This window comes from Escherichia sp. E4702, assembly GCF_963883545.1.
Classification (GTDB): Bacteria; Pseudomonadota; Gammaproteobacteria; order Enterobacterales; family Enterobacteriaceae; genus Escherichia.
In genome coordinates, this window is sequence record NZ_CAWORF010000002.1 from 35,353 (window position 1) to 50,568 (window position 15,216).

General features: G+C 48.9%; 19 protein-coding genes. 6 read left to right on the forward strand and 13 right to left on the reverse strand.

Going from position 1 to position 15,216, the window contains the following annotated elements; translation table 11 throughout:
• Positions 1-17: 17 nt before the first annotated feature.
• Positions 18-1,328: a cysteine desulfidase gene (cyuA, locus tag AACU94_RS00325; protein ID WP_135488712.1), complete on the forward strand. Its 1,311-nt coding sequence runs from the start codon at positions 18-20 to the stop codon at positions 1,326-1,328.
• A 130-nt stretch (positions 1,329-1,458) separates the two neighbouring features.
• On the opposite strand, the gene yhaL is transcribed toward cyuA, so the two are convergent.
• Together yhaL and AACU94_RS00335 are read right to left on the reverse strand one after the other, a co-directional pair.
• The gene (yhaL, locus tag AACU94_RS00330) at positions 1,459-1,623 is read right to left on the reverse strand and encodes a protein YhaL (RefSeq protein ID WP_130210466.1); all 165 of its coding nucleotides are present in this window, start codon (positions 1,621-1,623) and stop codon (positions 1,459-1,461) included.
• A 21-nt stretch (positions 1,624-1,644) separates the two neighbouring features.
• The gene (locus tag AACU94_RS00335) at positions 1,645-2,346 is read right to left on the reverse strand and encodes a pirin family protein (protein ID WP_130259081.1); all 702 of its coding nucleotides are present in this window, start codon (positions 2,344-2,346) and stop codon (positions 1,645-1,647) included.
• 104 nt (positions 2,347-2,450) lie between these two features.
• Here AACU94_RS00335 and yhaJ point away from each other — a divergent pair, with 104 nt between their 5' ends.
• The gene (gene yhaJ, locus AACU94_RS00340; protein ID WP_001041008.1) at positions 2,451-3,347 is read left to right on the forward strand and encodes a DNA-binding transcriptional regulator YhaJ; all 897 of its coding nucleotides are present in this window, start codon (positions 2,451-2,453) and stop codon (positions 3,345-3,347) included.
• 207 nt (positions 3,348-3,554) lie between these two features.
• Here yhaJ and AACU94_RS00345 read toward each other — a convergent pair whose 3' ends face one another.
• The 11 genes from AACU94_RS00345 to exuR all read right to left on the reverse strand — a co-directional run bounded on the left by AACU94_RS00345 (position 3,555) and on the right by exuR (position 9,742).
• Complete coding sequence (locus AACU94_RS00345) at positions 3,555-3,923, reverse strand: DUF805 domain-containing protein (RefSeq protein ID WP_130218283.1); 369 nt, start codon at positions 3,921-3,923, stop codon at positions 3,555-3,557.
• A gap of 282 nt (positions 3,924-4,205) precedes the next feature.
• Positions 4,206-5,192 carry a glutathionyl-hydroquinone reductase YqjG gene (yqjG, locus tag AACU94_RS00350; RefSeq protein WP_135488713.1) on the reverse strand — a complete coding sequence of 329 codons (987 nt, stop codon included), beginning with the start codon at positions 5,190-5,192 and terminating at the stop codon, positions 4,206-4,208.
• Positions 5,193-5,439: 247 nt separating this feature from the next.
• The gene (locus AACU94_RS00355; RefSeq protein ID WP_135488730.1) at positions 5,440-5,832 is read right to left on the reverse strand and encodes a DoxX family protein; all 393 of its coding nucleotides are present in this window, start codon (positions 5,830-5,832) and stop codon (positions 5,440-5,442) included.
• A 185-nt stretch (positions 5,833-6,017) separates the two neighbouring features.
• Complete coding sequence (locus AACU94_RS00360) at positions 6,018-6,317, reverse strand: YqjK-like family protein (protein WP_130210382.1); 300 nt, start codon at positions 6,315-6,317, stop codon at positions 6,018-6,020.
• Positions 6,307-6,711: a phage holin family protein gene (locus tag AACU94_RS00365; RefSeq protein WP_135488714.1), complete on the reverse strand. Its 405-nt coding sequence runs from the start codon at positions 6,709-6,711 to the stop codon at positions 6,307-6,309. Before AACU94_RS00365 ends, AACU94_RS00360 begins: the two co-directional genes overlap by 11 nt.
• Before the next feature lie 2 nt (positions 6,712-6,713).
• The gene (locus AACU94_RS00370; protein ID WP_130210386.1) at positions 6,714-7,019 is read right to left on the reverse strand and encodes a DUF883 family protein; all 306 of its coding nucleotides are present in this window, start codon (positions 7,017-7,019) and stop codon (positions 6,714-6,716) included.
• Between the two features lie 37 nt (positions 7,020-7,056).
• Positions 7,057-7,425 carry a DUF1090 family protein YqjC gene (gene yqjC, locus AACU94_RS00375; RefSeq protein WP_130210388.1) on the reverse strand — a complete coding sequence of 123 codons (369 nt, stop codon included), beginning with the start codon at positions 7,423-7,425 and terminating at the stop codon, positions 7,057-7,059.
• A 146-nt stretch (positions 7,426-7,571) separates the two neighbouring features.
• Positions 7,572-7,955, reverse strand: coding sequence for an EnvZ/OmpR regulon moderator MzrA (mzrA, locus tag AACU94_RS00380; RefSeq protein WP_135488715.1), 384 nt, complete (start codon positions 7,953-7,955; stop codon positions 7,572-7,574).
• A gap of 3 nt (positions 7,956-7,958) precedes the next feature.
• On the reverse strand, positions 7,959-8,621 hold the full coding sequence (yqjA, locus tag AACU94_RS00385) for a DedA family general envelope maintenance protein YqjA (protein ID WP_064529586.1): 663 nt from the start codon (positions 8,619-8,621) through the stop codon (positions 7,959-7,961).
• A 21-nt stretch (positions 8,622-8,642) separates the two neighbouring features.
• Positions 8,643-8,777, reverse strand: a complete 135-nt coding sequence (locus tag AACU94_RS24660; protein WP_441316611.1) for a hypothetical protein — start codon at positions 8,775-8,777, stop codon at positions 8,643-8,645.
• Positions 8,778-8,965: 188 nt separating this feature from the next.
• Positions 8,966-9,742, reverse strand: coding sequence for a transcriptional regulator ExuR (exuR, locus tag AACU94_RS00390; protein ID WP_064529587.1), 777 nt, complete (start codon positions 9,740-9,742; stop codon positions 8,966-8,968).
• 294 nt (positions 9,743-10,036) lie between these two features.
• On the opposite strand from exuR, the gene AACU94_RS00395 reads away from it, so the two are divergent.
• From AACU94_RS00395 to AACU94_RS00410, 4 genes are all read left to right on the forward strand, one after another.
• The gene (locus AACU94_RS00395; RefSeq protein ID WP_135488716.1) at positions 10,037-10,744 is read left to right on the forward strand and encodes a fimbria/pilus periplasmic chaperone; all 708 of its coding nucleotides are present in this window, start codon (positions 10,037-10,039) and stop codon (positions 10,742-10,744) included.
• Between the two features lie 26 nt (positions 10,745-10,770).
• Positions 10,771-11,271: a CS1 type fimbrial major subunit gene (locus tag AACU94_RS00400; RefSeq protein ID WP_130223854.1), complete on the forward strand. Its 501-nt coding sequence runs from the start codon at positions 10,771-10,773 to the stop codon at positions 11,269-11,271.
• A gap of 106 nt (positions 11,272-11,377) precedes the next feature.
• Entirely contained in the window at positions 11,378-14,059 is a 2,682-nt protein-coding gene (locus AACU94_RS00405; protein ID WP_135488731.1) for a TcfC E-set like domain-containing protein, read from the forward strand.
• On the forward strand, positions 14,056-15,141 hold the full coding sequence (locus AACU94_RS00410) for a CfaE/CblD family pilus tip adhesin (RefSeq protein WP_135488717.1): 1,086 nt from the start codon (positions 14,056-14,058) through the stop codon (positions 15,139-15,141). Before AACU94_RS00405 ends, AACU94_RS00410 begins: the two co-directional genes overlap by 4 nt.
• The last annotated feature ends 75 nt before the right edge of the window (positions 15,142-15,216 follow it).

Here is a 15,216-nt window from a genome sequence, read left to right on the forward strand (position 1 = left end):
ATTTTAAGGTTTTTATTATGTTTGATTCGACTTTAAATCCGTTATGGCAGCGTTACATCCTTGCAGTTCAGGAGGAAGTAAAACCGGCGCTGGGATGTACTGAACCGATCTCACTGGCGCTGGCGGCGGCGGTTGCTGCGGCAGAACTGGAAGGTCCGGTTGAACGTGTAGAAGCCTGGGTTTCGCCAAATCTGATGAAGAACGGTCTGGGCGTTACCGTTCCCGGTACGGGAATGGTGGGGCTGCCGATTGCAGCGGCGCTGGGGGCGTTAGGTGGAAATGCCAACGCCGGGCTGGAAGTGCTGAAAGACGCAACGGCGCAGGCAATTGCCGATGCCAAAGCGTTGCTGGCGGCGGGGAAAGTCTCGGTCAAGATCCAGGAACCTTGCGATGAAATCCTCTTCTCACGCGCCAAAGTCTGGAACGGCGAGCAGTGGGCTTGTGTCACCATCGTCGGCGGGCATACTAACATTGTGCATATCGAGACGCACAATGGCGTGGTGTTTACCCAGCAGGCGTGTGTGGCAGAGGGCGAGCAAGAGTCGCCGCTGGCGGTGCTCTCCAGAACGACGCTGGCCGAGATCCTGAAGTTCGTCAATGAAGTGCCGTTTGAGGCGATCCGCTTTATTCTCGATTCTGCGAAATTAAACTGCGCGTTATCGCAAGAAGGTTTGAGTGGGAACTGGGGGCTGCATATTGGCGCGACGCTGGAAAAACAGTGTGCACGCGGTTTGCTGGCGAAAGATCTCTCCTCGTCAATTGTGATTCGTACCAGCGCGGCATCCGATGCGCGTATGGGTGGCGCAACGCTTCCGGCAATGAGTAACTCCGGTTCTGGCAACCAGGGGATCACCGCAACAATGCCCGTGGTGGTGGTCGCGGAACACTTCGGGGCAGATGATGAACGGCTGGCACGTGCGCTGATGCTTTCGCATTTGAGCGCGATTTATATCCATAACCAGTTACCGCGTTTGTCTGCGCTGTGTGCCGCAACGACCGCCGCAATGGGCGCCGCCGCCGGGATGGCATGGCTGGTGGATGGGCGTTATGAAACCATCTCGATGGCGATCAGCAGCATGATCGGCGATGTCAGCGGTATGATTTGCGATGGCGCGTCGAACAGTTGCGCGATGAAGGTTTCGACCAGTGCGTCGGCGGCGTGGAAAGCGGTGTTAATGGCGCTGGATGATACCGCCGTGACTGGCAATGAAGGGATTGTGGAGCATGATGTTGAGCAGTCAATCGCCAACCTGTGTGCGCTGGCAAGCCATTCAATGCAGCAAACGGATCGGCAGATTATCGAGATTATGGCCAGTAAGGCCAGGTAAGCGCCGGATTTCGGATGTTATACCTGGTGCCGGATGCGATGCTGGCGCATCTTATCCGGCTTACGGGGTGTGCAATTTGTTGGTTTTGTAGGCCGGATAAGGCGTTTACGCCGCATCCGGCAACCTGTGTTTACGCGGTAGCTTCATCCTCGGCTAACCGTATTTCGGCGTCGGCGACTATCGCCTCCAACTCACTCAACATCTCTTCATAGCCAAAACTTTTGGTAGCGCGGGTGGTTTCTTTCGCTGCAACGGACTTTACTGGCTGACGTTTTTTCGCCGATTTTTTACTCATCATCTTCTCCCTGTAAAAAAACTAGACAGGTAAATCTATCAGCAAAGCGCGCAGCGGGGAATCAGCAACGAGTGTAATGTTAGCCTCGTCACGAATAAATGCGCCATCACCGCAGGTCAGCGCTGCTTTCTCTTCGTGATGCGTAAGCGCATGAAATTGACCGTGGATCGATTGCAAATAAGCACGCGGACCGTGCAGTTGAAAGTTCGCGCTTTCTCCCTCGGCGAGCACAATATGATGCAACCACACCTGCTGGCGCAGTTGCAGGCTACCTTTCGCGCCATCTGGCGAGGCGATTAATTGCTGTTTATCCATATTTAGCGCCAGTTTTTGAATCAGCGGATTCTCCCGTTGTGGGCAAGCATCCAGCCAGAGCTGCATTCGCGTTAACGGTTTGTCCTTGCTGATATTATGTTCGCTATAACTCACGCCCGGCTGAGTAGAAAGCAATAAGGCTTCACCGGCGCGGGCCTGAACATGATTACCTTCGCTGTCCCGATACTCTGCTTCTCCGTCGAGAATCACATTCAAAATATCAACTTTTGGGTAGGTACGTGGCTGGAAGGCGGCCCCTGGAGCCAACACTTCCTGGTTAAGCACGCGCAGGGAGGCATAGCCTAACAATTTAGGGTCGAAGTAGTGTCCAAAGGAAAAAGTATACCGGGCCTGCAACCATCCGTAGTCTGCTTGTCCACACTGCCTGGCAGTTCGGGTAGTAATCATAATTCTTGACCTCTCTTTACTTCCTTTTATGGTAAGGGGCTGGACGCTACATTGTTAGCCAGATATTCTGCCCGGTATGTTCAAATTTCCTGAATGAGAACGAAATGGCCAAAGAAAGGGCATTAACGCTGGAAGCATTAAGGGTTATGGATGCGATCGATCGCCGTGGTAGTTTTGCGGCGGCGGCCGATGAGCTGGGACGCGTGCCTTCCGCGCTTAGCTACACCATGCAAAAACTGGAAGAAGAGCTCGATGTGGTGCTGTTTGACCGCTCGGGCCATCGCACCAAATTCACCAATGTCGGGCGGATGTTGCTGGAGCGGGGACGTGTTCTGCTGGAAGCCGCAGATAAACTGACCACCGACGCCGAAGCCCTCGCGCGTGGTTGGGAAACGCATCTCACCATCGTGACTGAAGCGCTGGTGCCCACGCCTGCCTTTTTCCCGTTGATCGACAAACTGGCGGCTAAAGCCAATACCCAACTGGCAATCATCACCGAAGTGCTGGCGGGGGCGTGGGAGCGGCTGGAACAGGGGCGAGCGGATATTGTTATCGCGCCGGATATGCATTTTCGCTCCTCGTCGGAGATCAACTCTCGTAAGCTTTACACCTTGATGAACGTCTACGTGGCAGCGCCTGATCACCCGATTCATCAGGAGCCGGAACCGCTTTCTGAAGTGACGCGCGTGAAATATCGCGGAATTGCAGTGGCAGATACTGCTCGTGAACGCCCGGTATTGACCGTACAGTTACTGGATAAACAACCGCGCCTGACGGTCAGTACCATTGAAGATAAACGTCAGGCATTGCTGGCAGGGCTTGGCGTCGCAACGATGCCGTACCCGATGGTAGAGAAAGATATTGCTGAAGGGCGTTTGCGTGTAGTTAGTCCGGAATCGACCAGTGAAATCGATATTATTATGGCCTGGCGTCGCGACAGTATGGGGGAAGCAAAATCCTGGTGTCTCCGGGAAATTCCAAAGTTGTTCGCTGGAAAATAATCTATTAAGCACCTTTCACAAGGTGCTTCTGACTGCTGACAAACGCAAAACTGCCTGATGCGCTACGCTTATCAGGCCTATGCAGTCACTGCAATATATTGAATTTTGGCGATTTTGTAGGTTGGATTAGGCGTTTTCGCCGCATCCGGCATAAACAAAGCGCACGTTGTCAACAATCTGAAGCACCTTTCACAAGGTGCTTAATTATTATTCCTGTTCCAGTTTTGGATCAGGTCCAAACCGGTTTTCGCCTGGTGTCCCCGGCTGGCAGTTAAAGATGATGATAATCAGCCAACCGATAAACGGAATTAAGAACAGTAGCACCCACCATGCTGAACGGTCGGTGTCATGCAGGCGACGGAACTGTACAGCCCACCACGGCAAAAACACCAGAATGCCGTAGATAGTCGTCAGGATGCCTTCGCCACCGGCACGTTGCCAGCCCAGCATTTTATCCAGCAGTCCCAGCACGAGCGTAAAGATGATGTTGACCAGAATAAACATCCAGTACTCTTTGCGCCGTGCACGCCCCCGGAAACCGACATAATTTTTTAGTACTTTCAGATACCAGTCCATTTTTGCCTCAATTTTGCTCAATCACTTGTTTTTAAAGCAGCAAATTAAGAATAGACATGAATGAATTTGCAGTAAATATTATCTCGATGAATTAATAAGGCGCTGTGAAGGATAAGGGCAAGCGCAAAATCGCCAGATGCGCTACGCTTATCTGGCCTGGGCGGGTTCTGCAATATATTGAATGTACAATGTTTTGTGGGTCAGATAAGGCGTTCCCGCCGCATCCGACATAACAACACGCACTTAGCCAACAACCAGAGGCACCACGAAGGGTGCCTTTGTTTAACTGAAGCGAACATCCCGCCCGTGCGGTTCATCGAGATCCTGCCACGGACCAATCGAAATAATTCCCGTTGGGTTGATGGTCTTATGGCTGCGGAAGTAGTGATTACGGATATGGTCGAAATTGACGGTTTCAGCTATTCCCGGCATCTGATAGATATCGCGCAGGAAGCCATACAAATTCAGGTAATCGCTGATACGGTGCTTATCGCACTTGAAGTGGGTGACATACACCGGATCAAAACGAACCAGCGTGGTCCACAGGCGAATATCGGCTTCGGTTAACTGGTTACCCGTCAGGAAGCGATGCTGCCCTAGTATCTGTTCCAGTCGCGCCAGCGATTCAAACACTTTCACCACCGCTTCGTCGTACGCTTCCTGGCTGGTGGCAAAACCAGCTTTATAGACGCCATTATTTACGGTGTCGTATATCCAGCCGTTAAGTTCGTCAATTTTAGTTTGCAGAGCAGGGGGGTAATAATCACCCGCTTTTGCGCCCAGCGCATCAAACGCAGTATTGAACATGCGGATGATTTCTGCTGATTCGTTACTGACAATGGTGTGATTTTTTTTGTCCCACAGCACGGGGACAGTAACACGTCCGCTGTAGTGTGGATCAGCGTGGAGATAAAGCTGGTACAGGAATTCATGTTGATAGAGCGTGTCGCCGGTTGCACCCGGGAAACTGTCATCAAAGGTCCAGCCGTTTTCCAGCATCAGCGGATTCACCACGGAAACGGAAATAAACGGTTCCAGTCCTTTGAGTTTACGCATGATCAGCGTGCGGTGCGCCCACGGGCAGGCGAGTGAAACATAGAGATGATAACGATCTTTTTCTGCGGCAAATCCACCTTTGCCAGTGGGGCCTGGTGCGCCATCGGCAGTGAGCCAGTTACGAAATGCGGAAGCTGAACGTTGAAATTTACCGCCAGTGGATTTGGTGTCGTACCAGGTGTCATGCCAGACGCCGTCAATCAGTTGACCCATTTTTCTCTCCTCCAATAGCAAAAACGAGGAGCGTTTCTCCTCGTTTGAGACTGATGGCAAACGCAAAACTGCCTGATGCGCTATGCTTATCAGGCCTACGAGGTTCTTGCAATATATTGAATTTGCATGTTTTTGTAGGCCGGATAAGGCGTTCACGCCGCATCCGGCATGAACAACGCGCACTTTGTCAACAATCTGAAACGAGGAGTTTCCCCCTCGTTTTTTTATCGTTAAGTATAGCGCGTGCTTACCACTTTTTATTCAGCAGACGGTCGATGCTATACGCGCCCGGTCCGGTAATCGCCAGCAGCAGGAATCCGCCAGAAATTGTCAGGTTTTTCATGAACATCAGCGAGTTGACGCCTTCAGCAAAGTTGCTGTGAAATAAAAACGCCGTCAACAGTGTAAAGCCAGCGGTAAACAGCGCGGTGGTGCGAGTCAGGAAACCGAACAGGATTGCCAGACCGCCACCGAACTCAAGCAGGATCACCAGCGGCAGCATAAAGCCCGGGACGCCCATTGCTTCCATATATTGTTGAGTACCAGCGTAGCCAGTAATTTTTCCCCAGCCTGCGGTAACGAACAGAATCGGCATTAAAATACGCGCTACCAGTACACCAACATCTTCTAATTTTTTCATCATACTCTCCACTGCACCACTCAGGCTGCTGATTGTTTTTTGTGCAAGGGCGCGGTATTAGCGTCATTGCTGTCGATGGAGAGAAGCATAAACGTAGTGAATGGTGATTGTTAGCAAGGAAAACTGTCAAAAATTTTCAAAAAATTTGAGGGATAAGGCCGGAATAGTTCCGGCCAGAGAGGAATTTAACCGCGAAGCTGTTGCTGATTGAGGGTGGTTTTAACCAGACGCCACGCACTCCAGACGCCAAAACCGCGCCTGGCCCATCGGACCAGCATATTCGGATGGCGAATCGTCCAGATAGCCATCACGCTGCTGCCGACCAGCGCCCAGGAACGCAGGCTCAACAGCATATTCCAACGACGATCGTAGGCGCCTGTCGCCTCCAGCCAGTCACGGCGGCTGGCGGAAAGATCCAACCGTTGTTGCTGGATCTGACGAAGCAGTTGTGCCTTACGTTGTTCACGTTCGACTTTACCGCTCACGGGACTCCTCCTCGAGAAGTTGTCGATCGTTTGCCAGTTCGTGACGCGTATGGCGCAGCAAGGTGGATTTGCGCGACTTGCGTAACGTCCAGATGCCGCCGATGAGTGCCAGAAGCAGCAACACCACAGTGGTGGCAATCATTGCATTCAGGCGATATTGCGGATCAACGGCCCAGATAATCAGCACCATCAGGCTCATAAGACCAAATGCAGCGAAAAGCATCGTCAGGCCGAGCATCAGTAAAAGCTGAAAGATATTGGCTTTTTCTTCTTCCAGCTCAACAACCGCCAGCCGCAGACGCGTCTCCACCATTTCGACCATGATGGTGACAATTCGCTGCCCGATGCCCAGAACGCTTTTACCGGGCCCTTGCGCGTGATGAGTTTCCGCCATAATTAACGACGCGACAGCAGAACGCCCAGCACCACGCCGATGGCTGCGCCAATACCAACTCCCGCCCACGGATTCTCACGCACATATTCATCGGCACGCGCCGCCGCTTCGCGGGTTTGTTTAGCAATCGCATCACCGGTTTCACCCAGACGATAGCGACTCTGCTTCAGTGCCTGTTCCGCTTTGCTACGAATCTTACTCAGCTCTTCTTTTGACTTTTCGCCAGAGGAGCTAAGAACCTCTTCCAGCGTATCGGACAGGGATTTCAACTCAGCACGCAGGTGTTCCGTAGTGTGTTCTTTCGACATAGTTTTCTCCAGGTGAGTAAGTATTAACTATTGGGGATTAGTAGTCGCGCGCTTCCAGCTTTTTCAGCTCTTCCTGCGCTTCTGCCAGTTTCCGTTCGCGTTTAGCAATCTTATCCGCATCGCCTTTTTGTTTCGCCTCGGCTAAATCATGCTTGCGTTCTGCCACTTCATCTTTCTGCTTCGCGATTTTCTTTTGATGATCGGCACGCAACTGGTTATCTGAACAATTCGCCCGCACTTCGCTAAGGGCTTTGTTCAGGCCGTTGATACGATTCTGGTTTTGATGTTTTTCGGCATAGCTGATCTCCTTAAGGATATTTTGCTCCTTTTCCTGACAAAGGGTAGTGGCATAACTACTGACACTAAGAGCAAAAAGAGAAACAGCTAAAGCGATGCGGTATTTCATTCTTGAACCTTCCATTGTGACTCGGACCCATTACAGAGGAACGATTGTCCAGACAACGAGGCGGTGGTATTAACCACCGCCTTATTAATCATAGACAGTAACGGTGAAATCACCAAAGTGAGTGATATGTTTCGGATAACAGGAAGTTATCCGAAGCGATGAGAATTGTCCCGCAGCCGGGTCAGCCATTGTATGGCCTGATTATTATCGTCCTGCTGCGCAATGATGTAGCCATGAGGCAATGTTCTGTCGAGGACCGCTTTGGCGGCGGCGCTTTGATCGCTGGAATCAAACGTAATCAACAGTGTGTCATTCTTAGGGGTGATGCTTTTGAAAGGTATGCCATGAGCGTCAAGGTGATGCCAGATGGAAAAACCGTCCGGCATCGTCGTCCCTTGATGAATGGCGCGGATCGCCAGCGTGGATTCTTGTTGACGAACCGCAGACCAGGCCAGCAGCAGCGTGCCAGCCAGCAATATAGCAGCGCCGAACCAGGCTAGCTGGCGAAGCGACATGCGAGGTATTTGCATCCTTTACCCCCGATTTCCATATTTCTTTTTCCATAAAACAACCAGAGAACCTGCCAGGCCGAACACCAGCAGCACCACCGGGAGCAGCATCAGGCATGACATCAGCTGGTCCTCATACTTCAAAAATACCGGCGTCTTGCCGAGCATGTAACCTAAGGTTGTCAGGATCAACACCCACAGCAGGCCACTCATCCAGTTGAAGAACTGGAAGCGGGCGTTATTCAGCCCTGACAGTCCGGCAATGGTCGGCAGTAATGTTCTGACAAATGCGATAAAGCGACCAATTAACAGCGCAGATAAACCGTGTTTATGAAAAAGATGGTGTGCGCGTTGGTGGTAGTGCGCAGGTAAATGGGATAGCCAGTTTTGTACGGTGCGGGTGTTTCCCAGCCATCGCCCCTGTATGTAGCTGACCCAGCAACCGAGGCTGGCCGCAACAGTGAGCAGCATAATAGTCTGCGGGTAACCCATTGCGCCTTTGGCAATCAATACACCAACCAACACCAGCAAGCTGTCGCCTGGTAAAAAGGCCGCTGGAAGCAAGCCGTTTTCGAGGAACAAAATCACAAACAAGACAAAATACAACATGCCAATCATCGACGGATTGGCCAGGGTTTCAAAATCCTGCGCCCACAGGGCTTGCAGCAATTGGGTCAAAAGTTCCATTCATTATTCCTGGTGAATCGGTTAACGCCACGCCGGTTTTAAATGATGCACACCCGTCAGGTTATTGCTGTTGTTGTATATATTGCGGGTCGAGACACCAATACGGCCTGAACTATTCCCTGTTAAAACGTGAGATAAGAAAACATTTAATAGCATAAATTCAAATTGAATCTAATTGTAACAAAGGTCAACGTTGTTCGTTATCAAAATTACATGTCCGTGGAGTCTGATTTTGCTGATTGCAGAGGAGGGTGGCGAGAGGATTTACACAGGCTGACACTTTATACTTTTCGCTTACTGATAAAGCGAACAGGCGCGTTGCTGCGCCTGTCAGAAATGGGAGTTTATTTGCTGCTGTTGGCCACAGTATCCAGATGAACGACAGGATTCTCGGCGAACAAATAGCGGTCGGCATTGAATTCGAAATCGTCACTGGTTTCGTTAAACAACATAATTTTGGTATTTTCCAGATGCTGCCACATTGCAAGTTTGGCGGCATGAGGATCTTTGCGTATCAACGCTTTGAGGATCTGATCGTGGTCATCACACCAGTTATCGACGGTACGGGAATCAATGTGCTCGTGCAATTTTTTCCAGTACGGGTTATGACTACGCTGGGTCCACATTTTCTCAACGATGGCAGCCAGTGCAGAGTTCTGCGTCGCTAATGCGACCTGAATATGAAACTGCAAATCCCACTCGGAATCACGGAAGCATTGTTCGCCGCGCGCCTGCTCCTGGATGGCCATCAGTTTCATGATGTCCTGTTTCGTTACCTGGGTTGCAGCAAACTCGGCAATATTGCTTTCGATAAGTTGACGTGCCTGGAGCAGTTCAAACGGACCGTAATTGGCAAATTCCATATTCGCGTCCGCCGCCTGCTGATGGCGAGGCTGGTTGGAAACCACATGAATTCCCGAGCCTTTGCGTACTTCTACATAGCCCTCGACTTCAAGCATGATGATGGCTTCACGAACCACGGTGCGGCTGACGTTTTTTTCATCAGAAATAAAACGTTCGGCGGGCAGTTTATCACCCACCAGATAGACGCCCTGCTCGATGCGCTCTTTCAGGTCAGCGGCGAGCTGTTGGTACAAACGGCGTGGTTCAGTGATTTCCATATGCGTCTCCCGGAGTGGAATGCGGACAAAGTTATCATACCACTTTGTTTATGGGTATGCCATTGTTCATATATAAATATATTGATTGAAATAATGTATTTAATTCATATTGTGAATATTTATAAATTCCTAAAAATTAAGTGTCACTATTGTTAAAATTACTATATTTCAGTAAGTTGATTCTTTGCTTTTAAATTTAATTTTAACTAAAAATGCTTTTTTATATTGACTTACAATAAATATACATTTCTAATGCGCTAACTTTTGGAAACAATATTGTAAAATCAAATCTATATGGTGGCGAAAATTAACCTCTTATCACGGCTTACGCCGCTTTTATTCGTGTTCGCTCCTTTTTTTGCGCAGTCAAATATGACGGTCTACCCTATGGCGGTTTCAATTAACAGTCAGGGAGAAGGAAGCGTTCGCGTAATATCGAAAACGAACGAAGTCCAATATATTAAAGCGACGGTATTTCGTATTGATAATCCTTCAACGCCTCAAGAGCAGGAAGTTGAAATAAAATCCGGGGATGCCACTCATCTGGTAGTGATGCCGCCTAAGTTCGCGCTGCCAGCGGGTAGCAGCAAAACCGTGCGCTTTGTCGCAATGGAACCAGAGCAAAAAGAGAAAAATTATCGCGTTAAATTTGAAGCGGTTCCCAGTATTGATGACGTTGCCACGGATAAAAAAAATCTCTCTATGCAGTTAACAGTTAATTTAATTTGGGGGATCGTTGTAAGCGTTCCCCCACAGAATCCTGTTATTGCTTTAAAAACGAATTCCAGTGGTGAGTTGCTTAATGAAGGGAATCAGCGTGTAAAAATTCTTACCATTGATTATTGTAATACCGGTTCCTGTAAGACACAGACGGTAAACAAAAATCTCTTTCCAGGACAAGTAAGAACATTAGACAGCATATCTGGCTACAATAAAATTGTGGTCAAATATAATAACTGGATCACTAAAGACAACGGTGAAGTTGAACTAGTAATTCATTAATGTGTTTTTTAAATAAAGGAATAGTAATGAAAAAGGTATTTGTAAAATCTCTCCTCGTTGCAGCAATGTTCTCTGTTGCCGGTTCAGCGTTAGCTGTACAGAAAGACATTACTGTAACAGCCAACGTTGATGCTGCTCTGGATATGACTCAGAGCGACAACACCGCGCTGCCGAAAGCAGTAGAGATGCAATATCTGCCAGGTCAGGGTCTGCAATCTTACCAATTGATGACCAAAATTTGGTCAAATGACACCACCAAAAACGTCAAAATGCAGTTAGTTTCTCCAGCTCAGCTGGTTCACAACCTGGACGCCAGCAAAATCGTTCCACTGACTGTAAGCTGGGGTGGTGACGAGATTAAAGCTGATGCGGCAACCACTTTTACCGCAACCAAAATCTTTGCTTCCGATGCGTTAACTAACGGCTCTCTGGCTAAAACCCTGATGTTTGCTCAGACTACCAAAGGTGTTCTGGATACCGGTATTTATCGTGGCGTAGTCAGCATTTATCTCTCCCAGGATATCTAATACCTCTTTTTTAGGTTGAGATTTACAATTGCACTATGAGGGAGGTAATTGCCTCCCTTATTTTGCTGAATAATTTTATTGCTTATGGATTACAGGTTTGCCATGGATAAAAAAAATATTGGCTCTTTTGATCCTGTCATGTCTTAGCCCGGCACGGGCGGCATTAACGAAAATCCCCGCCGGGTTTGAAGTCATTGCTCAAGGGCAACATGAATACATAGAGGTTTTCTTTGCAGGGAAAAGCCTTGGCAAATATTACGCGATGGTGAACCTTGATACTGTAACGTTTAATGAATCAGAGAGTTTATTTAATAAGCTCGAATTAGATACTGAAGACCGAAAAGTTGCAAATACGATAAAAGAAAAGCTATCACAACCGCTGGCACGCCACGGCGAATTAGCCTGTGCCTACATGCATACTAATAATGGCTGCGGTTATCTGAATACGGATTCGGTTGATATTATTTATAATGATGAAGAAGGTTCTGTTACTCTTTTTCTGAATCCACAATGGTTTTCTGCCGATTTTGGTAAATCACTTTATCTGACTCCCGATAAAAATGTGGTTAACGCATTTATCCATCAGCAGGATATCAACGTGTTGGCGCAGGACGATTACAAATCTTTATCCATTCAGGGTAATGGTGCGCTGGGAGTAACAGAAAATAGTTATATTGGTGGTCACTGGAATTTAAACGGTTATGACACCGATGATGGCAGCGATACTAACGTCGATGTCAGCGACCTCTATTACCGCTACGATTTCTTCCGTCGCTATTATGCCCAGGCTGGGCGAATGGATAGTCGTACCTTATTTAATGCACAGGGTGGCAGTTTTACTTTTAATTTTTTACCGCTCGGTGCAATTGACGGAATGCGCGTGGGTTCGACACTGAGTTATCTGAACCAGGCACAAAGTCAGCAGGGAACGCCTGTGATGTTGCTGCTGTCACGTAATGCTCGTGTCGATGCCTGGCGCAATGAACAACTGCTAGGTTCTTTCTACCTGAATAGCGGTACACAGTTTATTGATACCACTTCTTTCCCTTCTGGCAGCTACAACGTCGCGTTAAAAGTGTATGAAAATAACCAACTTACGCGTACCGAGATGGTGCCATTCACCAAAACAGGTGGTCTGACAGACGGGCAAATACAATGGTTTTTACAGGCAGGGCAGACGACCTCTGAATCATCAGATGACACCAGTGCTGTCTATCAACTGGGTTTACGGCTGCCATTGCATCCCCGTTATGAACTTTATGCAGGTCTGGCGAATGCAGATGACATAAATGCGTTTGAACTGGGGAATAACTGGAATACTGACTTTGGCGGAGCGGGAAATTTAAACGTCAGTGCGAGTGTGTTTCGTAATGATGATGGCGGCAAGGGCGATATGCAACAGGCTAACTGGAGCCTGGCAGGATGGCCGACGCTAGGGTTCTATCGTACTAATTCGGAAGGTGATTCCTGTTCAAGCAGCAGTAATGATAATTACAACGCGTTAAGCTGCTACGAAAGTATTTCCGCGACGATATCGCAAAATCTGTTTGGCTGGAACATGTTGCTGGGTTATAGCCGCACGCAAAACCATACTGACGATAACTTCCTCTGGGATAAACAGGAAAGCTTTGAAAATAATTACTTACGCCAAACTACGGCACAAAATACCTCGGAAACCGTACAACTAAGCGCCTCACGCGCTTTTGTCATGCGCGACTGGGTGCTGAGTACCTCGGTCGGTGTTTTCCACCGTAATGATGATGGCAATGATAACGATGATAACGGTGTCTATCTGACCTTATCGCTCTCTGATACGCCAGCCATGGACAGCAATAACAATAGTCATTCGACCAATGTGACCACCGATTATCGTCACAGCGATCAGGACGGTGACCAGACATCGTGGCAAGTATCGCATACTTTTTATAACGACAGTTTTAGCCATAAAGAGTTGGGAGTGGAAGTGGGTGGCCTTAACACCGACACCATTAACAGCGCGGTTCATGGGCGACTGGATGGTCAATACGGCAATCTCTACGGTACGGTTTCTGACAGTTACGACCGTAATGAGCGCGATCATCTCACCGCATTTACCGGAACGTACAGTTCAACGCTTGCGGTCAGCCGTTACGGCATCAATTTAGGTGCCAGCGGAACCGACGATTTACTGGGGGCGGTGCTGGTAGATGTCAAAGGTTTTGCCGAAGGTGACGAAGAGAGTCAGGAGATGCAACTGGAAGCTCGGGTGGCAGGAAGTCGCACAATGCAGCTTGGTGCCAATGACACTGCGCTTTTCCCTTATGGCAGTTTCCAGCCTGGTTTTGTGGACGTCAGCGACAGCAACCAGGGAAATCAGCAAGGGACAACCAACGTGATTAACGGTGCCGGGAATCGTGAGTTAATGCTATTGCCCGGTAAATTACGTTATCGCGAAGTATCAGCCAGCTTTAATTACAACTATATCGGTCGCTTATTACTCCCGGCATCGGTGAAAAAATTCCCGATTGTGGGTCTGAACAGCGCCATGCTGCTCCTGGCAGATGACGGTGGGTTTACCCTCGAAATTAATAGTCAGGAGAAAGAGCTTTATCTGCTTTCCGGCCATGAGTTTCTGAAATGCCCACTGAGCGTGCAGAAGAAACGCGCCAGCATTCGTTACAGCGGAGATGTCACATGTAGTGTGGTGACTTATTCACAATTACCGGAGTCGATTCAGGTTCAGGCACAGTTGAAACAGCCTAAATTACGTGGAAACGTTCAGACGGCGCAAAGGGAGGTTGCACCATGAGAAATCGATTGATTGCGGCGATATTGAGCTTGTTTGGCGCGCTTACTGGCGTTCAGGCAGCTCCTAACGTGACCAGTGAAATTACGTACGATTTGGCGTCTGGCAGAGCGGATTATTACTTCTGGGACAACGAAGAGCCGCCCGGAAAAAATATGTTCATGTGGTACGAATGTAATTATGCCAATCTTCAACAAACTTGTACTACCTCGGGTTCAATATCCATTGTACAAATTTATCTCACTGAACAGCGTAGCGGTATGCGCTGGCCGGTTAAACTTAAGGGTTTTCAAAAGGTTATCACCTCAGAAACGGGATCGGTAGGGTGCGGTGAAGCGGGTTATAACAGGCAACGCCCATTAAATGATAGTGGTGGGCGAACTTGCTATGACGAAAATGGGCCACACGACGCAGACAGAAAACAGCTAACCCTCTACCTTGAGCAGACAGAAATGAAGAAACTGCCAATTGGTGGTGTCTGGAAAGGACAGGTAAAACTGCATTTGAATAGTCCATCCCAGGACTATTTCGCGGATATTACCCTGAATACGCTTGACCCCAACCATATCGACGTGTTTTTCCCGGAGTTCGCCCACGCCACGCCTCGAGTACAGCTAGACTTGCACCCGACGGGCAGCGTTAATGGCAGCAACTATGCACAAGATCTGACGATGCTGGATATGTGTTTGTACGATGGCTTTAACGGTAATGCCATCAGCTATGAAATCCAGCTCAAAGATGAAGGTCGCCCGGCAGCAGGACGCAGGGATGGTTATTTCTCTATATATCGTCAGGGAGGAACAACCACTGACGACGCAGAACGGATCGACTATCGGGTAAAAATGTATAACCCGGAAACGGGCGGGCAAATAGATGTGCGCAACAATGAAAATATGGTCTGGAACAGCATCAACCTGAAGCGAGTACGCCCGGTGGTACTGCCAGGCATTCGTTATGCTGTGATGTGTGTCCCCACGCCGTTAACCCTGGCGGTCGATAAATTTAGTGTGATGGACAAACAGGCGGGGTACTACATGGGAAAATTGTCGGTAATCTTCACGCCTTCCTTGCCAACCATCAATTAACCTCGTAGGCCGGACAAACGCTTTTGTCTATATAAGCGACGAAGCCGCCTGATAAGGCGGCTTCGTCATTACAAC